This window comes from Geobacillus zalihae (genome assembly GCF_030414215.1).
GTDB lineage: Bacteria > Bacillota > Bacilli > Bacillales > Anoxybacillaceae > Geobacillus > Geobacillus zalihae.
In genome coordinates this window covers 760,460-785,998 of record NZ_CP129217.1, presented here as the reverse complement: position 1 = coordinate 785,998, position 25,539 = coordinate 760,460, and the positions used below count along the sequence as shown (strand labels likewise).

The 25,539-nt window shown below is 51.9% G+C and carries 25 protein-coding genes and 1 other annotated feature; of the genes, 7 read left to right on the top strand and 18 right to left on the bottom strand.

Annotation, left to right across the window (positions count from 1 at the left end):
* Positions 1 to 270: 270 nt before the first annotated feature.
* Positions 271 to 468 carry a hypothetical protein gene (locus QWV57_RS04035; protein WP_015374161.1) on the top strand — a complete coding sequence of 66 codons (198 nt, stop codon included), beginning with the start codon at positions 271 to 273 and terminating at the stop codon, positions 466 to 468.
* A gap of 13 nt (positions 469 to 481) precedes the next feature.
* Here the strand turns inward: QWV57_RS04035 and pepF are convergent, their stop codons facing one another.
* The 4 genes from pepF to mecA all read right to left on the bottom strand — a co-directional run bounded on the left by pepF (position 482) and on the right by mecA (position 6,106).
* Positions 482 to 2,305 (bottom strand): oligoendopeptidase F, encoded by a 1,824-nt coding sequence (gene pepF, locus QWV57_RS04030; protein WP_013523174.1) that lies wholly within the window; start codon positions 2,303 to 2,305, stop codon positions 482 to 484.
* Positions 2,305 to 3,633, bottom strand: a complete 1,329-nt coding sequence (locus QWV57_RS04025; protein WP_129446824.1) for a competence protein CoiA — start codon at positions 3,631 to 3,633, stop codon at positions 2,305 to 2,307. Before QWV57_RS04025 ends, pepF begins: the two co-directional genes overlap by 1 nt.
* Before the next feature lie 187 nt (positions 3,634 to 3,820).
* Positions 3,821 to 5,329, bottom strand: a complete 1,509-nt coding sequence (cls, locus tag QWV57_RS04020) for a cardiolipin synthase (RefSeq protein WP_011230321.1) — start codon at positions 5,327 to 5,329, stop codon at positions 3,821 to 3,823.
* 96 nt (positions 5,330 to 5,425) lie between these two features.
* Entirely contained in the window at positions 5,426 to 6,106 is a 681-nt protein-coding gene (mecA, locus tag QWV57_RS04015) for an adaptor protein MecA (protein ID WP_020753707.1), read from the bottom strand.
* Between the two features lie 210 nt (positions 6,107 to 6,316).
* Between mecA and QWV57_RS04010 the strand changes: the two genes are divergently transcribed.
* On the top strand, positions 6,317 to 6,976 hold the full coding sequence (locus QWV57_RS04010; protein WP_301100716.1) for a TerC family protein: 660 nt from the start codon (positions 6,317 to 6,319) through the stop codon (positions 6,974 to 6,976).
* Positions 6,977 to 7,026: 50 nt separating this feature from the next.
* Here QWV57_RS04010 and spxA read toward each other — a convergent pair whose 3' ends face one another.
* On the bottom strand, positions 7,027 to 7,425 hold the full coding sequence (spxA, locus tag QWV57_RS04005) for a transcriptional regulator SpxA (RefSeq protein ID WP_011230318.1): 399 nt from the start codon (positions 7,423 to 7,425) through the stop codon (positions 7,027 to 7,029).
* Positions 7,426 to 7,727: 302 nt separating this feature from the next.
* Between spxA and QWV57_RS04000 the strand changes: the two genes are divergently transcribed.
* Positions 7,728 to 7,910 (top strand): hypothetical protein, encoded by a 183-nt coding sequence (locus QWV57_RS04000; RefSeq protein ID WP_011230317.1) that lies wholly within the window; start codon positions 7,728 to 7,730, stop codon positions 7,908 to 7,910.
* 88 nt (positions 7,911 to 7,998) lie between these two features.
* Here QWV57_RS04000 and QWV57_RS03995 read toward each other — a convergent pair whose 3' ends face one another.
* From QWV57_RS03995 to QWV57_RS03975, 5 genes are all read right to left on the bottom strand, one after another.
* Positions 7,999 to 8,934: an ABC transporter ATP-binding protein gene (locus QWV57_RS03995; RefSeq protein WP_301100711.1), complete on the bottom strand. Its 936-nt coding sequence runs from the start codon at positions 8,932 to 8,934 to the stop codon at positions 7,999 to 8,001.
* Positions 8,927 to 9,988: an ABC transporter ATP-binding protein gene (locus tag QWV57_RS03990; protein ID WP_060788912.1), complete on the bottom strand. Its 1,062-nt coding sequence runs from the start codon at positions 9,986 to 9,988 to the stop codon at positions 8,927 to 8,929. Before QWV57_RS03990 ends, QWV57_RS03995 begins: the two co-directional genes overlap by 8 nt.
* A 21-nt stretch (positions 9,989 to 10,009) precedes the next feature.
* Positions 10,010 to 11,032, bottom strand: a complete 1,023-nt coding sequence (opp3C, locus tag QWV57_RS03985; protein WP_081132976.1) for an oligopeptide ABC transporter permease — start codon at positions 11,030 to 11,032, stop codon at positions 10,010 to 10,012.
* Entirely contained in the window at positions 11,029 to 11,958 is a 930-nt protein-coding gene (gene opp3b / locus QWV57_RS03980; RefSeq protein WP_014195171.1) for an oligopeptide ABC transporter permease, read from the bottom strand. The genes opp3C and opp3b overlap by 4 nt, the downstream gene beginning before the upstream one ends.
* A 141-nt stretch (positions 11,959 to 12,099) precedes the next feature.
* Entirely contained in the window at positions 12,100 to 13,752 is a 1,653-nt protein-coding gene (locus tag QWV57_RS03975) for a peptide ABC transporter substrate-binding protein (RefSeq protein WP_301100705.1), read from the bottom strand.
* 417 nt (positions 13,753 to 14,169) lie between these two features.
* Between QWV57_RS03975 and QWV57_RS03970 the strand changes: the two genes are divergently transcribed.
* Together QWV57_RS03970 and trpS are read left to right on the top strand one after the other, a co-directional pair.
* Entirely contained in the window at positions 14,170 to 14,544 is a 375-nt protein-coding gene (locus QWV57_RS03970) for a DUF3899 domain-containing protein (RefSeq protein ID WP_033004677.1), read from the top strand.
* Positions 14,545 to 14,594: 50 nt separating this feature from the next.
* Positions 14,595 to 14,827 (top strand) — a binding site (T-box leader).
* A 50-nt stretch (positions 14,828 to 14,877) separates the two neighbouring features.
* On the top strand, positions 14,878 to 15,864 hold the full coding sequence (gene trpS / locus QWV57_RS03965) for a tryptophan--tRNA ligase (protein ID WP_020753715.1): 987 nt from the start codon (positions 14,878 to 14,880) through the stop codon (positions 15,862 to 15,864).
* A 61-nt stretch (positions 15,865 to 15,925) separates the two neighbouring features.
* On the opposite strand, the gene QWV57_RS03960 is transcribed toward trpS, so the two are convergent.
* From QWV57_RS03960 to QWV57_RS03940, 5 genes are all read right to left on the bottom strand, one after another.
* Complete coding sequence (locus QWV57_RS03960; protein WP_015374151.1) at positions 15,926 to 16,666, bottom strand: YjbA family protein; 741 nt, start codon at positions 16,664 to 16,666, stop codon at positions 15,926 to 15,928.
* An 85-nt stretch (positions 16,667 to 16,751) separates the two neighbouring features.
* Complete coding sequence (locus QWV57_RS03955; protein WP_015374150.1) at positions 16,752 to 16,958, bottom strand: YuzI family membrane protein; 207 nt, start codon at positions 16,956 to 16,958, stop codon at positions 16,752 to 16,754.
* Positions 16,959 to 17,094: 136 nt separating this feature from the next.
* Positions 17,095 to 17,895: a DUF2268 domain-containing putative Zn-dependent protease gene (locus tag QWV57_RS03950; RefSeq protein ID WP_129446819.1), complete on the bottom strand. Its 801-nt coding sequence runs from the start codon at positions 17,893 to 17,895 to the stop codon at positions 17,095 to 17,097.
* 144 nt (positions 17,896 to 18,039) lie between these two features.
* Positions 18,040 to 19,278 carry a beta-ketoacyl-ACP synthase II gene (fabF, locus tag QWV57_RS03945; RefSeq protein WP_015374148.1) on the bottom strand — a complete coding sequence of 413 codons (1,239 nt, stop codon included), beginning with the start codon at positions 19,276 to 19,278 and terminating at the stop codon, positions 18,040 to 18,042.
* Between the two features lie 42 nt (positions 19,279 to 19,320).
* Positions 19,321 to 20,253: a beta-ketoacyl-ACP synthase III gene (locus tag QWV57_RS03940; RefSeq protein ID WP_011230305.1), complete on the bottom strand. Its 933-nt coding sequence runs from the start codon at positions 20,251 to 20,253 to the stop codon at positions 19,321 to 19,323.
* A 286-nt stretch (positions 20,254 to 20,539) separates the two neighbouring features.
* Here QWV57_RS03940 and QWV57_RS03935 point away from each other — a divergent pair, with 286 nt between their 5' ends.
* The gene (locus QWV57_RS03935; RefSeq protein ID WP_033004681.1) at positions 20,540 to 20,791 is read left to right on the top strand and encodes a hypothetical protein; all 252 of its coding nucleotides are present in this window, start codon (positions 20,540 to 20,542) and stop codon (positions 20,789 to 20,791) included.
* Positions 20,792 to 20,955: 164 nt separating this feature from the next.
* On the opposite strand, the gene QWV57_RS03930 is transcribed toward QWV57_RS03935, so the two are convergent.
* Positions 20,956 to 21,696 carry an alpha/beta fold hydrolase gene (locus QWV57_RS03930; RefSeq protein ID WP_020753723.1) on the bottom strand — a complete coding sequence of 247 codons (741 nt, stop codon included), beginning with the start codon at positions 21,694 to 21,696 and terminating at the stop codon, positions 20,956 to 20,958.
* A 133-nt stretch (positions 21,697 to 21,829) separates the two neighbouring features.
* Here QWV57_RS03930 and QWV57_RS03925 point away from each other — a divergent pair, with 133 nt between their 5' ends.
* Complete coding sequence (locus QWV57_RS03925) at positions 21,830 to 22,018, top strand: YjzD family protein (protein ID WP_011230302.1); 189 nt, start codon at positions 21,830 to 21,832, stop codon at positions 22,016 to 22,018.
* A gap of 464 nt (positions 22,019 to 22,482) precedes the next feature.
* Here the strand turns inward: QWV57_RS03925 and clpB are convergent, their stop codons facing one another.
* A complete protein-coding gene (clpB, locus tag QWV57_RS03920) occupies positions 22,483 to 25,077 on the bottom strand; it encodes an ATP-dependent chaperone ClpB (RefSeq protein WP_033006384.1) in 2,595 nt (864 codons plus the stop codon).
* A 107-nt stretch (positions 25,078 to 25,184) separates the two neighbouring features.
* Positions 25,185 to 25,364 carry a YjzC family protein gene (locus QWV57_RS03915; protein WP_011230299.1) on the bottom strand — a complete coding sequence of 60 codons (180 nt, stop codon included), beginning with the start codon at positions 25,362 to 25,364 and terminating at the stop codon, positions 25,185 to 25,187.
* Positions 25,365 to 25,539 lie beyond the last annotated feature (175 nt).

The window sequence follows — 25,539 nt, the reverse complement described above, 5'->3', positions numbered from 1 at the left end:
AATTGGCAACCCGTTTGCTCGTTTGTTCACATTATTGTCATAATTCGCCCTGCGTCATGATCAGGCAGACAAACAGCATATAATCAACTAGGCTCTTCACCAAAAGTTGTACTTGATTTTTTCTGAACATACCCTATTTACGCTTGTGAGGGAAAATCAACAAATCAGTGATTTTTGCACATCTTTGTGCAGGAAACCGTATTGCTTGTCAAGTACATGTTGTGGTGAAGAGCCATCAACTAAAGCAAATGGGAAGAGGTGGCCATCGCCATGAAGCAGCGCATCGTCTTATCCCTTTGGGCGGCGGCATCCGCTGCCGCCTTTATTCTGAATTTGTTGGGCCTTATGCAGCTCCTTCCGCTTTGGGCGACCATGCCGCTTTTGTTTCTCTCCTTGCTTGGGTTGGTGGCGACATGGAACCGCCGCCATCAGTTTCGTGGATTTCCGTCCAAACGAATGCGGCTGTAGCGCCGCATTCGTTTCATTTCTCAAGCAGCCGCTCCATCTCATCAAGCTTCTCCGCAAACACTTGGCACGCTTGGCGGATCGGCTCGGCGCTCGTCATGTCGACGCCGGCTTTTTTCAATACTTCAATCGGGTAATCAGAACTGCCGGCTTTTAAAAAGTCGATGTACCGTCTCACCGCCGGTTCGCCTTCTTCCAAAATTTGTTTGCTAAGTGCAGTCGCCGCGCTGAAGCCGGTTGCGTATTGGTACACGTAGTAGTTGTAATAAAAATGCGGAATGCGCGCCCACTCGAGGCCGATTTCTTTGTCCACGACAATATCATCGCCAAAATACGTTTTATTTAAGTCGTAATAAAGGGACGTCAACGTCTCGGCCGTCAATGCCTCGCCTTGTTGCGCCTTCAAATGGATCAAATGCTCAAACTCCGCGAACATCGTCTGGCGAAAAACCGTGCCGCGGAACCCCTCAAGATAATGGTTGAGCAAATAGAGCCGCTTTTTCTCATCATCGATCGTTCTCAGCAAATAGTCGTTCAACAGCGCCTCATTGCACGTCGACGCCACTTCGGCTACGAAAATTGAATAATGCGCATACGGATACGGCTGCGTTTTGCGCGTATAGTAGCTGTGCACCGAATGGCCAAATTCATGCACAAGTGTAAACAAATTGTTCACATTGTCCTGCCAGTTGAGCAAAATGTACGGATGGGTGCCGTACGCTCCCGACGAATAGGCGCCACTTCGCTTTCCTTTGTTTTCGCGCACATCGACCCAACGGTTGTCAAGCCCCTCTTTTACGATCGCCACATATTCCTCGCCAAGCGGCGCGAGCCCTTCAAGCATATATTGCTTCGCTTCCTCGTACGTCACTTCCATTTTCACTTCTTGCACAAGCGGCGTGTACAAGTCGTACATATGCAGCTCATCAAGCCCAAGCACTCGTTTGCGCAGCCGCACATACCGGTGCAGCAATGGCAAATGTTCATGAATCGTAGCAATTAAGTTGTCATAGACGCTCTCCGGAATGTTGTTCGCATCCAACGCCGCTTCCCGCGCCGAACGGTAGCGGCGGATGCGGGCGAAAAAGTTGTCTTTTTTCACCGTGCCGGCAAGCGTATTGGCGAACGTATTTTGAAACTTCTCATACGTATGGTATACGGCGTAAAACGCATCGCGGCGGACGCGGCGGTCCGTGCTTTCTAAAAAGCGGATGAACCGGCCGTGCGTGACTTCGACTTCCTCGCCGTTTTCATCGATGATCGTCGGAAACGTCAAATCAGCGTTGTTCAACGCGCTGAACGTGTCGGATGTCGCCTGCATCACCTCGGCTGCCTGCGCCAAGATCGCCTCCTCTTCCGCCGACAGCACGTGCGGGCGCTGGCGCGTAATTTCGTCTAACGCGTGCGCATACAAGCGAAGCGGCTCGTATTGTTCCAAAAACGAGCGCAGCACCGCTTCATCGATCGCCAAAATTTCCGGCACGATAAACGCCATCGCGCTCGATGCTTCGCTGTACAAGCTTTTCGCCCGGGCGTCGAGCCCTTGGTAAAACGAGTTGGTCGTATCTTGATCATAGCGCATATGGGCGTATGTATACAGCTTGCCGAGGCGCATCGATACGTCATCTTGGCATTGCAATGCTTCATACAGCACTTCCGGCGATTCGCCAAGCCGCCCTTTGTATTCGCCAAGCTTTGGAATCATTGCCTTCACTTGTTTGAATTCTTCTTCCCAGGCGTCATCGGTGGGAAAAATGTCCTCAAGCCGCCACGTTTCTTCCACCGGAATCTCGCTTCGCAGCGGCAGCGACTTTTTCGCTTTCTTTTCCTCCACCGTCATCATTCCTCCTTATACAAATAATCGATACACGAATTATTATTCACCATTCCGTTCATCTTTTCCTGTTTTCTGCTCATTTTTTCCACTCTCCCGAACTCAAGTGTTGACCAATAGCAGCTAAGCGCCGACGTTTGGTGAATTTGCTCAAGAAGCGCAGCATCTTGATGAATCATCTGATCGACGGTCGACGGAAACGACAGCGGCTTCACCAAATGAAGCTGGTCGCCCTCTTCGCGGCGGAGATAGCCGAGCAGGCTCAACCAATGCAAATACTCGCCGACGGCCTCACGATACGTATCCCGGCCGACAAGCGGCAGCCGGCGCGGAACGAGGCGGCCGGTGCGGATTTTGTCGTCGAGCCACTGAAATAAAGATACTGCCGTTGCCGGCCGTCCGGTCTTTCCAAGAAGAAACAAAAGGACATACGTTTGCCAAATGAACGGCGCCGTCTCCCATAAATACCCGCGCGGCACTGGCCAGCCAGCTTCGGTCGGAAACAGTGACGGAACGATGCCCGCCTGGTAAAAATCAGCACAAATGCGGCGCACGGTTTGGTTCGGATAAAGCGGAAACGTCCGCCGCCATTGTTTTTTTCGTTCGAGCCATCGTTCCCAAAACGTGGGTGAAAGCGGCAGCGGGCAGGGGGCCATCCAATCGGGGAACGAAAACGACGAAAGCGGAATCGAATCGACCGCAGCGAACGTTCGCTGCACCGATAGCGGCAACGGGCGAAAAAGGCGGATGAAGCGTTTCGTCTCTGGACTGTAGTACCATATATGTGGAACGACTGAATGTGGAGCGCGATGGGCAAACAACCATTGAAACCGGGAGAGCTGCACTTCCCCCGAATATTTTGGCGAACGCCGCAAATGATGGGCTCCTAACACCCACAACGGGCGGATGCCAAGGAGACGGTAGCCGTCATTGCGTTCGCGAAACAGCGATTCATCGATCGTGGAACATTGGTATTCGAGGGCATAAAGGTGTGGGCCATGGCGGAACAATATGTCAGGACGCTGCTTGATGGCGGGCAAATACGGCTCGAGCTTCGCCTCCATGCCTTGGCGAATGAGCCACGCGAACAAGTCTCGCTTCCCAGTTAAGTGACGCTCCGACTCCGGTTCGTGCTCGACCGGGCAGGCCGCCCCTTTTCGATGGGCGAAATGCGGCAAACGGTAGCGGCCCGACCGGAGCACCACTTCTTGACGGCACGCGGGACAAAAAAACGGTTCCTGTCGTTTCAGGCGCATCAGCCCCTCTCGTTCCCATCTTTCCGCCCCGGCAAGCGAAACCGTCCTGCCATCAGCTGAGAGAGCGACAAACAACATGATCACTTCCTTTCCAGTAAAAAATAGTTGTCTGTGAGCGGGAACAGCTGGAATTGTTCTCTGCTGCCCCCTTCACCGTCCGGTTCTTCCCTTTTATTCGTTGACCATCGCCGGTTTTCCTGCCCAAAGCCAAACTGCGCCGAAAAAAGTCCGCCGATTCGGCGGACTGGCGTTTACAAGCGGTTGGTTACAACAGAGGCGACAACAGCCGGGAGACCGATTCCGCGATGCGCACCCGGAACGGGCGCTGTTGAAACTGTTCGTAGTCGATCATGGAAGCGTGGCGAAAATCTTCCAAAAAGTCGCGGACGAGTTTATGAATGCTGTCGGTATAATACAAAAAGGCGTTCACTTCAAAATTTAAATGGAAACTGCGCATATCCATGTTCGCCGTGCCGATCGAGGCGAGCTCGCCATCGACGACGATGACTTTGCTGTGTAAAAACCCTTTCTCATACTCGTAAATTTTCACCCCAGCCTCGAGCAGCTCGGGAAAATACGAGCGCGAAGCGTAAAAGACAATTTTTTTATCCGGACGCTTTGGCGCCAGCAGGCGAACATCGATGCCGCTTAACGCCGCCACTTTGAGCGCCGTCAAAATGTCTTCATCCGGCACAAAGTACGGCGAGGCAACCCAAATCGACCGTTTGGCCGACGTAATCATGGCAAAATACAGCTGTTTGATCACTTCCCACTTTTGGTCCGGACCGCCGGCAATGAGCTGCACCCCGCCTTGCCCTTCCTCGACGATGAGCGGCGGCGACAAATAGTCCGGCGTCAACAAGCGTTCTCCCGTCATGTAATACCAATCTTGCAAAAAAATGAGCTGGAGCGTCCGGACGGCTTCACCGCGGATCAATAAGTGCGTATCGCGCCAAAATCCGAAATATTTGTTTTTTCCTAAATACTCATCTCCGATGTTCAGCCCGCCGACAAAGCCGACGCCTCCATCGATGACAATGATCTTTCGGTGATTGCGGAAATTGATTTGGTTGCTTAAAAACGGGAGGCGCACTGGTGAAAACGGGATCATCTCGACTCCAGCCGCGCGCAGCTCCTCGATATAGGCGTTTGACAACTTCCAACTTCCAACGGCGTCGTACAAAAAACGGACGCGCACCCCTTGGCGCGCCTTTTCCATCAAGACGCGCTTCAACTGTTGGCCGATTTCATCATGACGGACGATATAATATTCTAAATGAATATGGTGTTCCGCTTTTTCCAGTTCAGCAAAAATAGAAGAAAATGTCTCCTCTCCGTTCGTCAACACTGCCGTCTGCGAGGCGAGTGAAACCGGATGCTGGCCGATGCGATAAGCAAGGCGCAAAAGCGGACGCTGATGGGGCGCCATCGGCAGCCGCTCGACGGCAATCGGCGACGGCTCTTGAAACTTGAGCAGCACCGCCTCATCAAAATCGGCTTTCTTTTTATAGCGCCGTTGTTGCCAATAGTTGCGTCCGAACAATAAATAAAACAAAAAGCCGACAATCGGAAAGCTCCCCAGCACCGCCAGCCAAGCGATCGTCTGCGCCGGCTTTCGATTCTCAAGAGAAATGACCAGCGCAATAAAGATGACGGAACAAGACATCAATACGCTGAAAAGACCAAGCAGCTTCCCTTCCCAAAACCCGTTCGTCAATGCCAGCAACGCGCCGACAATGACGACGAGAATCGCCACTCTCGATGTGTTTCGCAACAAAACCCCTCCACCCGGCTCTTCATGATGGCCGTTTTTCTTCCGCTAACGTAGAAAACGCCGATTTCTGGCGGCGAAATCGGCGGAATGGAAACATTATGAGGCTGGAAAATACGTTTTGATCGTTTCGAGTGCATTGTCGCCCATAATTTCAGTCCCGTATTCTTCAAGTCGATAAATCGTCAGCTGGGAATCGCTTCCGTATTCCAACAGAAGGCTGAGCATATTGTCCACTTCCTGCTCGGTGTAGCGCTCGTCAAACTCCACGAACAAGTAATAGCGGCCTTCAAATTGGAACAGGCGGTTCGACAATCGAGAGAAGTCAGCGCGATGGGCCAAGGAAATGACATCCTCGATATCTTGGAACGAAAGGGTGAATTGAAGGACATCTTGCTCTTCTCTCTCCTCGGCGTCCCCGTTTTGACCAAAGTGGAAATGGTGGCCGAACAGCGATTCCACCTTTTCATCAGCTGACAGCGAAAACTCGCGCCATTTCTCTTCTGGAAGCGGCAGCTCGAGCTTGCTTCCGTCTTTGGACAACTGCGCTTTCGTCACGACGACTTCAAGCCCTTTTTCGAGCGCCTGCACTTGGATCCAAAGCGGACCATCGAGCGAAAAATCGCTTTCCCCATGAACTTCATCCATCATTTCCCAAAATAATTCTTCGCTTCGTTCCCGATTGTACCAAATTTCCTCGCGGTCAAAGCCGCGCTCCTCTATATCAACATAGGAAATGTAGAACTTCACCGTATGTTCATTGATGCGTTCGATTTCCATTTCTCAACTCTCCCTTCTAAAACAAAGAAATAAAAAAGGAAGGGATTGTGCCCCTGAAACTATTTAAATCAAAACTTATGATCTTGTACTTTTATTTTATGATAAAAAGCGAAAGAAGGGAAATAAAAAAACGCATTTTTAAAAATTGGTTATGAAACCGGCCATGCCCTACTATAATGATGATGAACACGGACGGAATGAGGGACGCCTATGGTGGATGAATACATCGTTTCCATCTTGCTGATTATCGGCATTGATGTCATTCTTGGCGGGGACAATGCGGTTGTCATTGCGCTAGCAAGCCGCAACTTGCCGGAACAAAAGCGGAATGTGGCCATCATTGTCGGCACCGCGCTGGCGATCGCTGTTCGCATTGTCTTGACGGTGGCCGTCGTTTGGCTGTTGACGATTCCGTTCTTGCAGCTCGCTGGAGGCATCGTCCTCTTTTGGATCGCCTTGAAACTGATCGGGCAAAAAGACGAAAAACCGACTATGATCAAAGCCGAACCGTCGCTTTGGAAAGCCATCCAGACGATCGTCGCCGCCGATGTCGCCATGGGTCTTGACAACGTCATCGCCATCGCTGGAGCGGCTCAAGGCCATATCGGACTTGTTGTGTTCGGTTTTCTCTGTTCCGTTCCTATCATCATTTTAGGCAGCAAAATCATCCTTTATGCCATGGAACGGTTCCCGATTCTCATTTATGCCGGCGGCGCCCTCTTGGCGTACACCGCTGGAAAGATGATCGCTGCCGAAGAGCGGTTGCGCCCGTTTTCCCCCCCGAATGGGGAGGCGCTGTTTCCAATGGCGGCGGCCGTTCTTGCCGTTTTGCTCGGCTTGGCGGCCCACCGCCGGTCGCGCGCCGCATAAAGCAAATGATAAAAAACTTCTACATGGCAGACCATGTAGAAGTTTTTTTATTACCCGTTCACCAGCCGCTGCGCTTCACGAAGCTGATACGCCCGCACTTTGCGCGGCAGAAAGCGGCGGATTTCATCTTCGTTGTAGCCGACTTGAAGCCGCTTTTCATCAATGATGATCGGCCGGCGCAAAATGCCTGGGTTTTTTTGAATGAGTTCGTACAAATCTTGCAGCGGCAGAGCTTCCAAGTTAATGTTCAGCTTCTGGAATACTTTCGAACGGGTGGAAATGATCTCATCCGTCCCCGTTTCCGTCATCCGCAAAATCTCTTTAATCTCCTCGACCGTGAGCGGCTCGGAGAAAATATTGCGCTCGACATAAGGAATATTGTGCTTCTCGAGCCACGCCTTCGCCTTCCGGCATGACGTGCAGCTCGGTGATGTGTATAGCTTGACCACTTCGATCACTCCTTTTGACAAGGAATCCCTTGCTTCCCTCGTCCGTCAGACGACAGACGTGCACCGCTATGCCGGTTTGACGTCTGACAGCATAGCGACACGGCCTGGACGCCAGTCTGGCGATCAGCCGCTTTGCCAATCGTTTGCAAATTGAAATGACTTTAACATGATATATTATACAATACATCGGCCAAGAAAGATATAGTTTTTCGATGATAAATGCAATTTTCTTTCTTTCCTCTTCCAAAGTGAAGGCAAATCCTCTACAATCAAAGTAGAAAAGGAAAAGGGAGGAAGAACCGATGGCCGGCTATTTCATCGACTTTGCCATTGCTTCGGCATTGATCGTCGTCCTCACCGCATTGATGGGGAACATCAGCAACACGATCGGAGAGCGGATGTTCGGCCGAAACAAAAGTGGAAAGCATGTCGAGGCCTCTCGCCGCATCCAACAAGGATGGAAAGTCGTCGGAGGAAAAAAATAACGCGCCAAGACAGGCGCATAGGTGGGCGCCGCCTCTTTCACCGTTCGCATCATGCGGCGATGAAGGAGCGGCGCTTTTTTCGATTTGGCTAGGCATACATCGCCCGATACCGCTTATACTCTTCCTCCGAACAAAGCACAAAATGGCCAGGCGTAATTTCACGGAATTCAAGTTCCTCTCCATCTTTGTAGCCATGTTGCGCCGGATCGTAAACGATCCGCTTGCGCGTCCGCTCCGTTTCCGGATCAGGAAGCGGAATGGCCGACAAGAGCGCCTTCGTGTATGGGTGGATCGGATTGCGGTACAGCTCTTCCGCGTCGGCAAGCTCGACCATTTTCCCGAAATACATGACGCCGATCCGGTCGCTGATGTATTTGACCATCGACAAGTCATGGGCAATAAACAAGTACGTCAATCCTTTTTCACGCTGCAGCCGCTTCAGCAAGTTGACGACTTGCGCCTGAATGGAAACGTCAAGCGCCGAAATCGGCTCATCGGCGATGATGAATTCCGGCTCGACGGCGAGCGCCCGGGCGATGCCGATCCGCTGGCGCTGACCGCCGGAAAACTCATGCGGGTAGCGGCTCGCATGCTCGCGGTTCAAACCAACCGTCTCAAGCAATTCATACACGCGTTGCATCCGTTCTTCTTTCGTTTTCGCCAGCCCATGGATGTCGATGCCCTCAGCGATAATATCCGCGACCGTCATCCGCGGATTCAACGACGCATACGGATCTTGGAAAATCATTTGCATTTTCCGATTTAACTCTTTCAGCTCTTTTTTTGATTTTTTGCCGTGCACATTGACCCCGTTAAACAGCACTTCCCCGTCTGTCGCCTCATAGAGCCGAATGATCGTCCGCCCCGTTGTCGACTTGCCGCAGCCCGACTCGCCGACAAGGCCGAACGTTTCACCTTTATAAATGTCAAAGGTGACGCCGTCGACCGCTTTCACCACCTCACCGCGGCCGGCCGGGAAGTATTGTTTTAAGTTTTTCACCTCGAGCAGCTTTTGTCTAGCCACGCGGTTTTCCTCCTTTCCGGGCGACGATGTCAGCAAACCGTTTCATCCGCTCGCGCACGATAGCCGGCGGTTCCACTTTCGGCGCCATTTCATGCAACAGCCATGTCGCCGCATAGTGCGTATCAGACACTTGGAACATCGGCGGCTCGAGCTCATAGTCGATTTTGAGCGCATACGGATTGCGCGGCGCAAACGCATCGCCTTTTGGCGGATTTAACAAATCCGGCGGCGAGCCCGGGATCGAATACAGCTCCGTATCTTTATGATCAAGGCTCGGCATCGAGGCGAGCAATCCCCACGTGTACGGATGTTTCGGATTGTAAAAAATTTCATCCACCGTGCCGATCTCCACGATTTTCCCGGCATACATCACCGCCACTCGATCGGCCATGTTGGCGACAACCCCTAAATCATGGGTGATGAAAATAATCGACATGCCGAGCTTTTTCTGAATGTCTTTCATGAGCTCCAAAATTTGCGCCTGAATCGTCACATCCAGCGCGGTCGTCGGTTCATCGGCGATCAAAATTTTCGGATTGCACGCCAAGGCGATGGCGATGACAACACGCTGGCGCATTCCGCCGGAAAATTGGTGCGGGTATTGCTTCATGCGCAGCTCGGCGTTTTTAATGCCGACCAGCTGCAATAGTTCAATCGCCCGTTTGCGCGCTTCCTCTTTCGACAGCTTTTGATGCTTTAAAATCGCTTCCATAATTTGCTTTCCGATCGTCATCGTCGGGTTGAGCGACGTCATCGGATCTTGGAAAATCATCGAAATTTTCGCCCCGCGGATCGATTGCATGTCTTTCTCCGACAGCTTGGTCAAGTCTTTTCCTTCAAATAAAATTTCCCCTTGCTTGATTCGGCTCGGCGGCGTCGGCAACAGGCGCATCAACGCCTTGGATGTCACGGATTTCCCAGACCCCGACTCGCCGACGATCGCCAGCGTTTCTCCCTTATACAAGTCGAACGTGACGCCGCGAACCGCCTGCACTTCACCGGCGTGGATGTCAAAGGAAATATGCAAATCGTTCACCTGCAAAATTTTCTCCATCGGTTTCACCCCTTCCGTCGGCTATTTGCGCATTTTCGGGTCGAGCGCATCGCGAATTCCGTCTGCCACCAAGTTGAAGCTTAAAATGAGCAAGCTGATCACAACCGCTGGAATAATCATCAAATGCGGATACGTTTGAATCGATTTATACCCGTCATTGACAAGCGAGCCAAGCGACGCTTCCGGCGGACGGATGCCAAGGCCGATAAAGCTTAAAAACGCCTCCGTGAAGATGGCCGATGGAATTGTGAACATCGTCGTAATGATGATTGGGCCGATGACGTTCGGGATCAAATGTTTGAAAATAAGCCGTGATGTCGGCGCTCCGAGCGTCCTTGCCGCCAGCACGTATTCCATGTTCTTTAATTTCAACACTTGCCCGCGCACGATCCGCGCCATCGTCGTCCAACCGGTAATGACCATCGCCAGCGTGATGGAAATGATTCCAGGCTCAAAAATCAAAATGAACAAAATGACCATAATTAAATACGGGATGCCGTTTAAAATTTCGATGATCCGCTGCATCACATTGTCGACGCGGCCGCCATAGTAGCCGGAAATGCCGCCGTACGCAATGCCGATCAATAAGTCGATCAACGCCGCCAGCAAACCAATGTAAAGGGAGATGCGCGTGCCATACCACGTCCTCACCCACAAGTCGCGTCCTAAGTCATCCGTGCCAAACCAATAGTACTCTTTCACGCCGCGCTGTTTATATACATCAACGCCATTGGCGTCCTTCCCGTCTAAATTCAGCCAGCTAATATGCTCCAACACCGGAACTTTGGGCGGCAGTTTCGCATGGCTTAAGTTTTGCTCTTTATAGGAACGTTCACTTGCCATTGGGGCAAAAATCGCCAATAACGCTAAAATGATAATCATGGTCAGCCCGGCAATCGCCGCTTTGTTTTCGCGCAGGCGAAGCCAAGCGTCATGCCAAAACGTCAAACTTGGGCGGCTGATTTTTTCCTGCTCGCCGACGTTCGGCGGGGCGGGCTGAAACCATTCCGGTGAAAGCTGGTCGTATTGTTGTTTCGCCATCATTTTTTCCCTCCCGCTAAACGAATGCGTGGGTCGACAATCCCATAGAGAATATCAACGATAAAAATGACAAAAATCAATAACGCCGAATAAAACAACGTAGTGCCCATAATGACAGGGTAGTCGTTCAGCTCGATCGAACGGACAAACTGCTCGCCGAGACCGGGAACGGCAAAAATTTTCTCGATGACGAGCGTTCCCGTCATTAAGTTGACCGCCATCGGTCCGAGAATTGTGATAACTGGAATGAGCGAGTTGCGGATCGCATGCTTGATGATGACCCCCGCATTGCTAATCCCTTTCGCGCGGGCTGTTAAAATATAATCGGATGACAGCACCTCAAGCATTTCCGTACGCATAAAGCGGGCGGTGTTGGCAATGACGCCGACAGACAGCGCCAACGTCGGCATAATCGTATACTTAAACCCTTCCCAAAACGCGACCGGCAGCCATTGCAGTTTAACACCGATGAAATACTGCAGAAATCCGGCCAACACGAACGACGGAACGGAAATCCCGATGACTGCAATGACCGTGGCTGTATAATCTCCCCAACTGTTATGGCGAATAGCCGCCAAAATGCCGAGCACTAAACCGACGAGCGTGCCCAAGACGATCGCCTGGAACCCAAGCTGGGCCGACGGGCCGATCCGGTCGCCGATCAACTCTGTTACCGGCCGGTTGTCATACTGGAACGAAACACCCAAATCTCCTTTTAACAAGTTGCCTAAATATTGAACGTATTGGACAGGCACTGGTTTGTCGAGCCCATATTCTTTCAAAATGATGGCTCGCTGCTCTGGGGTCAATTTTTCTTGGTTTTGCAGCGGCGAACCGGGCAACAGCTTCATCAAAAAGAACGTCACGGTCGCAATAATAAACAGCGTAATCACCATATATACGAGCCGCTGAATCGTATACCGCGCCATGGCTGCACCTCCTCTGTTTATTTCCTGTTTAATACCAATGGTATTTCAATCTTCAAGTTTTTTCGACATTTTTCGCCTTGGCAGGCAAAAGGAGAGTATATGCCTATGCATATACTCTCCTCCGCACCTCCTAGAGAACGGTTACTCGATATACGCCCATTTATAGCTATAATCTCCACCAAATGAATGAATAACAATGTCTTTTACGTATTCACGTTGCAAATACGCACGGCCGCGTTGATACAGCGGAGCAATTGGCATTTCTTCAAAGAGGATTTTTTCTGCTTTCAACATTGCGTCCCAACGGGCTTGCAAGTCGCCAAGCAGCGTCGTTTTCGCATCTTTAATCAGCTTGTCATATTCAGCATTCGACCAGCCCGTTTGGTTGTGCGGGTTATTTGTCGTCCACAGATCAAGGAACGTCATCGGGTCTTGATAGTCCGGACCCCAGCCAGAGAAGGATAGTTCATACTGCATATTGCTTTCTAGCTCAAGTTTTTGTTTGAACGGCTGTTGTTTAATGTTGACCGTAAGGCCAGGCAAGTTCTTTTCAAGCTGTTCTTTTAAGTATTCGCCGACTTTCTTCGCGACGTCGTCGTCATAGTTTAACAATTCAATAGTGAATTTATCTTTGCCAAGCTCTTTTTTCGCTTGCTCCCACAATTTTTTCGCTTCGTCCACATTGTACGACACTAAATCGCCGTTAGCGTCACGGAAGTCTTTGCCGTCCGGACCGGTGACGAAGTCTTTCGGAACCGCATAGTTGGCCACAACCGAGCCGTTGTTGAACAACGTGTTCACCATCGCCTCTTTATCGATAGCCATCGCGATCGCTTTGCGAGCGTTGACGTTGTTCAACGGTTCTTTCTTCGTGTTCATGCGCAGCCAGAAAATCGATGGTTCAAGATACGTGTGGAAATTTTTGTCGTTTTTATATTTATCAACAAACTCCGCACTTAGGATAACGCGATCCGCTTTTTTCGTGTCGTAAAGGTTTACCATTGTTGCGGTCTCTTTTACGACTTTGACGTTGATTTTTTCCAGCTTGACCGTATCTTTATCCCAGTAGTTCGGGTTTTTCGCATACGTCCAGCCTTGCTCATGCTTCCATTCGCTTAAGACGAACGGGCCGTTGTACAGCGTCGTATTGGCTTCCAAACCGTATTTGTCGCCTTGGGCTTTCACGAATTTCTCGTTTTGCGGCATGAACGTGCCGAATACCGTCAGGCTGATGAAATACGGAATCGGGTTTTTCAGCTCGACTTGGAGCGTGTAGTCGTCAAGCGCTTTGACGCCCAGCTGGTCAACTGGCAGTTTGCCGGTGTTGACTTCTTCCGCGTTTTTGATGTCGTACATAATGTACGCATACTCCGCTTTCGTTTTCGGGTCAAGCACTCGTCTCCATGCGAACACGAAGTCGTGCGCCGTCACCGGGTCGCCGTTCGACCATTTGGCGTCTTTGCGAAGCTTGAACGTATACGTTTTGCCGTCTTCGCTCACCTCATGGCTTTCCGCCACCCCAGGAACCGGCTTGTTGTCTTTGCCTAAACGATACAGACCTTCCATGACGTTGTTCAACACGATAAACGATACTTGGTCGGTGGCGAGCGCCGAATCAAGCGACGGAATTTCTGAGGAATCAAGCAAGTTCAGCACCTGCTCCTTTTTCTCCGCCGGCTTTTCGCCGCCCTGGCCGCCTTGGGCGTTGTCGTTGTCCTTGCCCCCGCCGCAAGCCGCGAGGAACGTTGACAGCGCGAGAAGCAGGACGAGGAAGAAAGAAAATCGCTTCTTCACTAAAAAACCCCCCTTAGGTTTATGTAGTGTATTACAAATCTTCTGAACCATTAGTTTTCAGAAGATTGTACTTACATGTTTTATTATATCCTGTATTAGTATACCTGAAAAGAATTTTTTTATTTTGCTAAATAAAAAATTTCTAATTACTTAAAACAGACAGGAAGATCGGCTTGTATTTACATCTGCATTTTACCGACTTTTGACGCTGTTGTAAATAAAAAATTTCTGTCAATATATTAGAAAACGCTTACAACATAGGTTTTTCGCCCCTCATCCCTATTGTAAAGCAAATTGTTCCTCTGTTTCCAAGATGAATACAAATTTTCTGATATAACGTTGTTAATAACATTGACAATCCTTCCTCTTACATATGTTAAAATAAAAACAACGAATTGGAAAGGCGGGAGAGACAAAATGAAACGGATCGCCGTTCGAACAGGGTGGATGGTGGCCGCTATGCTGGCGGCCAGTGCGCTTATCGTTTTCTGGCAAGGGGCATGGACGGCGGTTGCCTTTATTAACACCGCCTTTTTGCTCTCTCTTGTGCCGCTTTCGGCTGGCGGGCTTTTGTTCGTTTACGAGCGCGGGTTTTTCAGCGGATTTGCCTACGGATTCCGCCGGCTGCGCAAAAGCGCAACGAAAGCGGAGCGCTATATGGAAGAAATGGCCGAGGAAAGCGAGGCGGACGAGCCCCCCGGTCCGGCGCGGTTTGCCATCACGTACCCGCTCCTTTTTGCCGGACTCCTTTTGTTTCTCGCGATGATCGCCGCCGGATATGCCTTGCAATAAGGTTGCAACAGCTGAATGTTTTTCGTATAATATAAGGCAAATCTCGAATAAACCGAGCGATGAGAAAGAAAAGTACATATGGCGATGCCTTCAGAGAGCTTGTGGACGGTGCGAACAAGCGGCTAGCCATATGGAATGGGCTTTCGAGCTTCCCGCCGAACCGGCGACGCAGTAGGCGGGGACGTTCCCCGCGTTACAGGGGGCCATGCGCTAAGCATGGGTTGAGCGATTGCGCTTGTCGGCGCAATAAGTAGGGTGGCACCGCGGTCCTACCGTCCCTATCAGAGGGATGGCGGGGCCTTTTTTATTTTTTGCTTGAGGGAGTGAAGATCGATGAAAACCATTTTTTCCGGCATTCAGCCAAGCGGCGTCATCACCCTTGGCAACTACATCGGGGCGCTGCGGCAGTTTGTCGAGCTGCAGCATGAATACAACTGCTATTTTTGCATCGTTGACCAACACGCCATTACCGTTCCGCAAGACCCACACGAACTGCGGCAAAACATCCGCCGCCTCGCCGCTTTGTATTTAGCAGTCGGCATCGACCCGACGCAAGCGACGTTGTTCATCCAGTCAGAAGTGCCGGCGCACGCTCAAGCCGCTTGGATGCTGCAGTGCATCGTTTATATCGGCGAACTTGAGCGGATGACGCAATTTAAAGAAAAATCGGCCGGCAAAGAGGCGGTCAGCGCCGGACTGCTCACGTACCCGCCGCTGATGGCCGCTGACATTTTGCTTTATAACACCGACATCGTCCCGGTCGGCGATGATCAAAAGCAGCATATCGAATTGACGCGGGATCTGGCCGAGCGCTTCAACAAACGGTATGGCGAGCTGTTCACGATCCCTGAGGCGCGCATTCCGAAAGTCGGCGCCCGCATCATGTCACTTGTCGACCCGACGAAAAAAATGAGCAAATCCGACCCCAACCCGAAAGCGTACATCACACTGCTTGACGATGCGAAAACGATCGAGAAGAAGATCAAAAGCGCGGTCACCGACTCGGAAGGAACGATTCGCTACGACAAAGAAGCGAAGCCAGGCATTTCGAACTTGCTCAATATTTATTCGACGCTATCCGGTCAATCGATCGAGGAGTTGGAGCGGCAATACGAAGGAAAAGGATACGGCGTCTTCAAAGCCGACCTCGCTCAAGTCGTCATCGAAACGCTTCGACCGATTCAAGAGCGGTATCACCATTGGATGGAAAGCGAGGAGCTTGACCGCGTGTTGGATGAAGGGGCGGAAAAAGCAAATCGGGTCGCATCGGAAATGGTGCGCAAAATGGAGCATGCCATGGGGCTCGGGCGGCGGCGGTAAATAGCCGCATCGAGCGAAGCCATACAAAAACGGGCAGGCGCCTATCGCCTTGGCCCGTTTTTTAATTGACTTTTGGTTCTTGCTCCATTTCCCACAGTTTTTCGAAAAATGGCTGCCCTTTGATCAAGTTTTCGCACAGCTGCTCATGCCGTTCGGACCACCCGTATTTCGTCTCGTTATACAATTGTTCCCACGCTTCATCAAAAGACATTTTTTGAATAGCGGCGTATTTTTCCGGCGCCCATTCCGTATACCAATAGCGCATCTGGGCCGTATTTTTTGTCGAATAAAGCTGGTCAAGCGCCATAAACAACAGCTGTTTCAACTGCCGCTCTTTGCGCGTGAGTCCGCACATCAGTTCCGGAGCCGGCGATAAAATGTGGTATTCTTTTTCATACCTCGGCAGCGGATAGTCCCGTTCCTCCGCTTCGGCCGCCATTTCGTAGACGAGTTGTTCCTGACGCGGAATGAGACGGCTTTTGCGAATCGGGATTTGATAACCGATTGTATCGACAGCCAAAACGCCGGCGCCGTCCGTGACAACGAAACAATAGTCCAGCTGGATGCGTTCATGGTTTTTGCGGACATACGCCTTCTGATGCACATCGTCTAGCAGCGGTTTTGGAAGCTCGGACAAGCTGTTTTCAATGTAATGAAACAGGGCCGGAGATACTTTTAACAATGGCACTTGGTCAAGCAGCTCGATTTGATCGTCCTTGCGCCATTCATGGAAATGGCAGACGTTGTATCCGTTCTCTTCGCCTTCAAACCAGTTGACCCAAATGTCGTGCAGATAAAGCATGCGAGACCCCTCACTTCCAGACGTGTTTGTCCATCAGTATAGGCAGAGGGACAGAATTTTATTCCATTTCGTCCTCTTTTCCCCTCTAGGAGCTGCGGCTTGGAAACGTCAAGCTCCCCCACATCAAAAGAAGGCCAATAGGGAATAAATAACATTCCACCCTTGTCGAAATATAAGACAAGTATTCGTGAAAACCACGCTCTGGGGTGATGATGTTTAAATAAGCGATCACCATCATGCCGCCGACGACCGAAAAACCAAAGCCGACCAAATAAAAAAACAGGCGGACCACCGGGCTTTCCCTTCTTTCTTGTCCACGTCCTTGTTCTACATATATGTCGGCGTCATGGACAACATGCCTGTTTGCGCCCGATGTCCCTAAGATTCTTGTGATAACCGGACAGCGGCGTCCGCCATGCGGTTTCGAGCTAAGACGCTCCCTGTTTGTCTGAAAAGCCCGCCAACTCCGCGATGTCTTTCGTTTCCATCGTCATCAATTGGGTGAGCGAATATCCTCTTTCCAGGCAGCGACGGACGATGGCATACCCAACGGCATAGCCCCCCATTTTCGGATGCCATCCAAGTCCGTACAAAATGCGGGAAGTATGCGGATGCGAAACGGGCAAATGTTTATTCGGGACTATATAGCGCCGCCAAAACCGTTCCATCTCCCGATCGGTGTAATACTTCGTCCATCCCGCACACTGTTCGGCGCCGACTGTCTCGGCGACGGCATGCTCCGCCAATCCTTCCATCACGACGGCATCCAGCAACGTCGCATCTTCGCCTTCGTTCGGCAACTGCTTGAGACGGCATACATGGTTGTATTCATGTGCCACCAACGCGGCGATCTCCTTGTTGCTATGATCTGGAAGCAAGAAGAAAAACAGCTTATCGGCAAACGCCACCCCGCCTTTTCCTTGAAACTCGCGCGCAAGCTTCCAGTTTTCGTCATCGGCCGGCAGCAAACATACCGGAACGTCTGGCCCCTTCCATATCCCCCGTTGCCGTTCATACAAACGGCCAAGACGTTCCCAAAGACGGCGCTCTTTCATCTCCGGCAAAAGCCGCTCGGCCTGTCGAGTGCTTCGGTACATGCCATACAGCCGTAAATAGCTGTAAATCTCACGCGCCGGCATCTTGCCAAAAAGCGGCGCCAACCGTGCGCACAACCGGAGCGGATCGCCTTCATCCTCTTCCAGCCATCGATCGGTCGGAAGCAATCCCATCGCTTTTCCCTCCTTTTCTCTTACGTTATGTCGGCAGGGAAAAGACGGTGAAACAAAACAAAAAAGAGAGCCTGACGCTGAACCGAACCCGCCGTTAGTCACGCGTTTTCAGCTCTGCTCAACCAAGGCTCTCCTTTTCATCCATTACACATATTTTTTAAAAATCAATGTCGCATTATGGCCGCCAAATCCAAATGAGTTGCTTAAGACCGCACGCACGTCTTGCTTGCGCGCTTCATTCGGCACATAGTCGAGGTCGCATTCCGGATCCGGTGTTTCGTAGTTGATCGTCGGCGGAATGATGCCGTCGCGGATCGCCAGCACGGAGAAAATCGCTTCCACCGCACCGGTCGCCCCGAGCAAATGCCCGGTCATCGACTTCGTCGAGCTGACAGCGAGCTTATAGGCATGATCGCCGAATACTTCTTTGATCGCCGCCGTCTCATACTTATCATTGTACTCGGTGCTCGTGCCGTGGGCGTTGATGTAATCGATCTCCTCCGGCTTCAGGCCAGCGTCTTGAAGCGCCTGGCGCATCGCCCGCACGCCGCCTTCGCCGCCCGGCGCCGGCGCGGTGATATGGTACGCATCAGCGGTCGCACCGTAACCGACAATTTCGGCGTAAATCTTCGCGCCGCGGCGCAACGCGTGCTCCAATTCCTCCAGAACAACGATGCCTGCTCCCTCACCCATGACGAAACCGTCGCGGTTTTTGTCAAATGGGCGGCTCGCCGTTTTTGGATCTGGATTGGTTGAAAGAGCCGTATTGGCGCAAAAACCGGCGAACGACATTTTCGTAATCGGCGCTTCCGTCCCGCCGGTGATCATGACATCGGCGTCGCCGCGCTGAATGACTTTAAACGCATCACCGATCGAGTTCGCCCCGGTCGCGCAAGCGGTCACCGTGCACGAATTGATCCCTTTCGCGCCAAGGATGATCGATACTTGCCCAGCGGCCATATCCGGGATCATCATTGGCACGAAAAACGGGCTCACTCGGCGATAACCGCGCTGCTGGAAAATCTCAAACTGCTGTTCAAACGTCTCCATGCCGCCGATGCCAGAACCAATCCAGACGCCGACCCGTTCAGCGTTGCTTTCATGAATGTCGAGATTGGCATCTTTGACCGCCATGAGCGCCGCCGCGACGGCGAATTGGGTAAATCGGTCCATCTTCCGCGCCTCGCGGCGGTCGATAAACAGCGACGGATCGAAGTCTTTCACTTCCGCCGCCACTTTCGCCGGAAAGTCGTCCGGATTGACGCGAGTGACAATGTCGATGCCGGACTGGCCGGCGATGATGTTTTTCCACGTCGTTTCTGCGTCATTCCCAAGCGGGGTGACGGCGCCTATGCCTGTCACGACGACTCGTCTTTTTTCCATCGTTTCCGTCTCTCCTTTTTTATTTCGATAATATACGTGCCGTTAACGGCCCCAGCGCAAAGCGATCGCGCCCCACGTCAGCCCGCCGCCGAAGCCGACCATAATGATGAGATCATCGTCATGGATTTTGCCCGCTTCCAACTCTTCTACAAGCGAAATCGGAATAGATGCGGCCGACGTGTTGCCATATCGACGGATGGTTGTCGATATTTTCTCTTCTGGCAGCTCGAGCCGCTGTCTGGCCGCTTCGACGATGCGAATGTTCGCTTGATGCGGAATGAGAAAGTCGACATCGTCTTTCGTGAGCCCGGCTTTTTCAAGCACACGCACGCTTGATTCTCCCATTTGCCGGACGGCGAACTTGAATACTTCACGGCCGTTCATGACGATATATTCGTCTTTGTATAAATGTTTTCCTCCTGTTCCGTCAGCTCCCAACTCGAAAGATAAAATCCCGCGCCCGGGCGACACCGGACCCATGACGACCGCTCCGGCGCCGTCGCCGAACAGCACCGCCGTGTTGCGGTCGGTCCAATCGGTGATTTTCGATAGTTTGTCTGCCCCCACTACTAATATATACTTGTAGGCGCCTGTGTCAATAAATTGGGCGGCCGTGACCATCCCGTACATAAACCCCGCGCAGGCAGCGCTAATATCAAGCGCAGCGGCGTTGACGGCGCCAAGCCGCTCTTGCAGCATGCAAGCGACCGACGGAAACGGACGGTCCGGGGTGACAGTGGCAACTAAAATGAGATCAATGTCCTTCGCCTCCATGCCAGCGTCTTGAAGCGCCCTTTTGGCGGCAAAATACGCCATATCGGACGTATCAATGTCATCCGCGGCGATGCGGCGCTCCTCGATCCCGGTGCGCGTTCGGATCCATTCATCCGATGTATCCATCATTTTTTCCAAATCAAAGTTGGTCAACACTTTCTCCGGCACATAGCGGCCGACCCCGATAATTCCTGCTCCCATATGGTCCATCTCCTCTTTCCCAAAATGGCGAAAAAATGCTCACGCTGACAACCAAACTTGAATGTACAATCAGTATACATCACCAATTATTATTACTTGGTACTAATTTTAGCCGAAAGAGCGTGGATGCGCAATAGAAAACGAAAGTTGAACGAGCGCTTTCCGTTCCCCTAAGGCATTTGTCCAAACCGCTTTTTCCTTTCTGCCATACAATACAAATACGAGCAACCATCGCATGAAAGCAATACAAATACGAGCAACCATCGCATGAAAGGGAGGATCGCCCATGGCCAACGGCGAAGCACAAGAACAACGTCGCGAACGGCAAGACCATTTTTCCCGTCTAATGTTCGGATCTTTTCCTTCTCGCGCAACCGGCGAGCGCGAAGATCAAGGGAGCGGGGCAGAACCGCCTTTACTGCCGAACATCGATTTCATGAAGCTGTTTGAAAACGTCAATACGCTAGCCGACTCATGGCAACAATTAAAACCGCTCGTGAAAAAGATCACCTCGCTCGTCGACTTATTGAAAAAATAGCAGGGGCTGATCCAAAAAAGCGGTAATACCCCTATCTGAGGCAACATGGAAAAATAGACCACCTTGAAAACCCGGTACAACCAAGGGGTCAGAGGTGGTCTTTTCAATACTTGGGTGAAATTTCATCAAAAAGGAGCTTTTGAGTCAGCTCCTGCCCTTATCGTTTACGGGAGTTCATTGTATTGGCAGAAAAATTGCCCGATTTGCCGAGCCAGTTGGCGCCGTTTCTCCGGCAGCTCGTAAACGACGCGCACCCGGTTGTTTGTCGTTTTCATCCATTGTTCATATTTACGGCTATGCAAGGCGGATGGATACGGGCTCACTCCGGCCAGCTGCCAAATCGTCACCGGAACGTCATGAGGACTGAGAAAGAGGGACGGAACAGCCTCCGGCACCTCTTCTTCTTTCAAGCCATAGGCAGTCGCGATTTCCCTCACCATCCGCCGGTACACGAATGGATGTTCTTGTTCATAGTCAAGCTGGGCGCGTACGTCAAGGCAAGGGTTGATCATGGCGACGGCGCGGATTTGACTTGGCATGGCGCCAAGCAGTTGCAAGGCAACGAGCGCGCCCATTCCTTCGGCAACGATATAGATGCGCTGGTTCACAATTTCGCTTTTCAACACCGAGTAAATGAGCTGGCGCGCCAGCCGGACCGCTTTCGGACTTCCCCAATGCCGGCCGTACAAATGGGACGAAAAGACCGTATACCCACGTTTCAACCAATCTCCCAGCCATTGGCGCCGCCCCGGATGTTCGAGCCAAAAACTCGTCTGTTCGTTCACAAAATGGTCGCCGTCGCCCATTAAAAAAAGGGCAAACCCATTTGGGCGCTCCGGCACGTGAACGATGCACCATTGCTCATCGAGTTGAAAAAACCGCCGTTGTCCTGCCATCGTTTCCATTCACCCTTGTTTGGCAATGCATAATGGTACAGTATACGATATGCGCGGCCAAAAAAAACGTCCGGGTATATGCCTACGCGACAAATTGTGATAAGATAAGAAAAGGAATGACGAGAAGATGGGAGGAACAAAGATGCGCTTGTTTTGGACGTTTTTTTGGACGTTTTTGCTCGTGCAAATGGCAACGTACGTCATGGGCTCGATGCAAGGGATCGGCTATAACTTCGCAACCGGTGCTTTGCTTGGCGTCATCGTGACGATCTTAGTCTTCGTGATTGCAGCCCTGATTCCGGACGAGCCGGCCGGGGATCACCATCATTGATCATTCGCTTCATAAGACAACGCCTTGGGGTGAAAGTCCCAAGGCGTTGTTTTTTGTCATCTTTAACCGAGAATCCTCCCACTTCAACACCTATATATAGATGCAATTTGAAGCTTTAACATTTGTAGCTTTTACCGAGCATTTGATCGACTGTCGGGCGACCGAACAACGCCGCTTTCAGACCCATGTATGGGTTATGGGTCTGTGAAGCGGGTGGTTGTTCGGTCTTCCGTCACGCCTTGGCGTGACGGAGGCAAGCCTGTGGCTTGCCTTCGACAGTCGAAAAATGGACAAGCGACTTTTCCATCAAGGATATGTTAAACTTTTTCGTTGCATCTATATAGGTGTCAATGGAGGAGCATTCCATCCCTATTGATCTAGACTTGTGTTTTCCGTCCATGCTCAAACAATGCGACCAACCCGGCAGACAGGAAGCACGTCTCTCCGCGTCGGCGGCGCCCCCTTCAGCTCGTTTGCGCCGACGGACGAATGATGATCTGCCCGTTGTCAACATCGACCGTGACGGTGCTGTAATCTTTCACCCGCCCAGCGATCAGCTCTTTCGCAAGCGGCGTTTCGATTTGCTTTTGCATAAACCGTTTGAGCGGGCGGGCGCCGTATACTGGGTCGAAGCCCGCTTCGGCGATGTATTGCTTCGCCGCTTCGGTCAGCACGAGTTCGATATGCCGATCGGCCAAACGGGCCGACAGCTCGCGGGCGAACTTTTCGACGATGCCTTTCACTTCATTCATCGACAATGGTTTAAACAAGACGATATCGTCGATCCGGTTTAAAAATTCTGGGCGGAAATGGGCGCGCAGTTGGTCAAACACTTGTTTGCGCGTTTCTTCATCGATGTCGCCCTGTTTGTTTTCCAACAACAGCGGCGATCCGATGTTCGATGTCATAATGACGACCGTGTTTTTAAAGTCGACCGTCCGCCCTTGCGAATCGGTGAGCCGTCCGTCATCCAGCAGCTGCAGCAGGATGTTGAACACGTCCGGATGAGCTTTTTCGATTTCATCGAACAACAGAACGGAATACGGCTTGCGCCGCACTGCCTCGGTCAGCTGGCCGCCTTCCTCATAGCCGACATAGCCAGGCGGCGCTCCGATCAAGCGGGAGACGGCGTGTTTTTCCATATACTCGGACATGTCAAGACGGATGAGCTGCTCCTCGCTGTCAAACAGCGCCTCGGCGAGCGCTTTGGCCAGCTCCGTTTTGCCGACGCCGGTCGGTCCGAGGAACAAAAACGATCCGATCGGGCGGTTCGGGTCTTTCATGCCGGCCCGCGCCCGCAAGACGGCGTCAGCGACAAGCTCGACCGCTTCGTCTTGACCGATGACCCGTCTATGCAGCAATTCATGAAGGCGAAGCAGCTTTTCTCTCTCTCCCTCGACGAGGCGGGTGAGCGGAATGCCCGTCCAGCGTGACACGATTTCGGCAATCTCTTCTTCCGTCACTTCCTCGCGCAGCAATTTCCCTTCACTTTGCTCACTGATTTCTTGCTCGAGCTGTTTGAGTTGCTTTTCCAACTGCGGAATGCGGCCATGGCGAAGCTCCGCCGCCTTGTTTAAATCATACTCGTTTTCCGCCTCTTCCAGTTCGCGTTTTGCCCGCTCGAGCGCCTCGCGCAAACGGCGGACGCGGTCAAGCGCCTCTTTTTCTTTTTGCCATTGCGCTTTCATGGCGTTCGCCTTTTCACGCAAATCGGCAAGTTCTTTTTGCAATGCCGCAAGCCGCTCGCGGCTCGCTTCGTCCGTTTCTTTGCTTAAGGCCGCCTCTTCAATTTCAAGCTGCATGACGCGGCGCATCACTTCGTCCAGCTCCGACGGCATCGATTCCATTTCCGTCCGGATCGTCGCGCACGCTTCATCGACCAAATCGATCGCTTTGTCAGGCAAAAAGCGGTCAGAGATGTAACGGTCGGACAAAACGGCGGCCGCGACGAGCGCGCGATCGTGGATTTTCACTCCATGGTGCACTTCATACCGTTCTTTCAATCCGCGCAAAATCGAAATCGTGTCCTCGACACTCGGCTCTTGGACAAGCACTTGTTGGAAGCGGCGCTCGAGCGCCGGGTCTTTTTCGATGTATTGCCGGTACTCATCAAGCGTCGTCGCCCCAATGCAGCGCAACTCGCCGCGGGCAAGCATCGGCTTGAGCATATTGCCGGCGTCCATCGCCCCTTCCGCTCTGCCGGCGCCGACGATTGTATGCAGTTCGTCAATAAATAAAATGATGCGGCCGTCGCTTTTTTTGATTTCATTGAGCACCGCTTTCAGCCGTTCTTCAAATTCACCTCGAAACTTTGCTCCGGCGACGAGCGCGCTCATATCAAGAGCGAAAATCGTTTTGTCTTTCAGCCCTTCCGGGACGTCTTTGCGCACGATGCGTTGAGCGAGCCCTTCGACAATAGCGGTCTTCCCGACGCCCGGCTCGCCGATCAACACCGGGTTGTTTTTCGTCTTCCGCGACAAAATGCGGATGATGCGGCGAATTTCACTGTCGCGGCCGATGACCGGGTCGATTTTTCCCGCTTTCGCTTCCGCGACAAGGTCGCGCCCGTATTTTGCCAACGCTTCATAGGTTGCTTCCGGATGTGGACTCGTCACGCGTTGATTCCCCCTTACTTTTCTCACTGCCGCTAATAGTGCTTCCTTCGTCAGTCCAAACGACGCCAGCTGCCGAGCGAACGGCTCGGCGCCATGAGGCAACGCGAGCAGCACATGTTCGACCGATATGTACTCGTCTTGCATTCGCTTCGCTTCGTTTTCCGCCTCCTCAAGCAGCCGCGCTAAGGCGGGCGCAACATACAGCTGCCCGTCCGCCCCATGCACTTCAGGCTTTTGGCGAAGCTGGTCTTGCAGCCAGCGGATCGCCTGAGCGCGGTCGGCGCCGCAAAGGGCAAACAGCCGCGGCGCCAAGCCATCTTCTTGCTCGAGGAGCGCCAGCAGAAGATGTTCGACATCAAGCTGTTGATGATGCCGCTCTTTGGCGAGCGACTGCGCCGCCATAAGTGCCTCTTGCAGTTTTTCCGTCAAACGGCTTGCGTCCATGCCGTCCCCTCCATTTGACCTTCTTTGACCATAAATCATTATAGCGGATCGCAAAGCGCACGGCAAATCAAAAGCCACTCCATGCTTGGAATGGCTTTTGTTCTGCTTCACGGTTTGCGCAAATACGTCCAATGTCGATTATGGTTCGACGTTTCTGGAAACGTATCGCCGGCTTTCAGTTTCAGCTTTTTCGGGTGCTTTACATTGTCGCCCGTTTCGCCGATTTCAATATACACGCCGTTGTTCGGCGCTTTATCGCCTGGTTTGAAATGGCGCGGTTGGCCCATTTGTTTCATCCCCCTTGCTTCGATTGCATTTGTTATCATGCCCGGTTTCATCGCTGTTCATAAGAAGGAAAATGATGGAGGATCGCAAACGGAACGCCAAGCTGTTCACAACGAAAAGGAGCTCTCCCCTCGAAATCCTTTTCAAAGTGAAAAAGGAACTCCCGAAACGGGAATT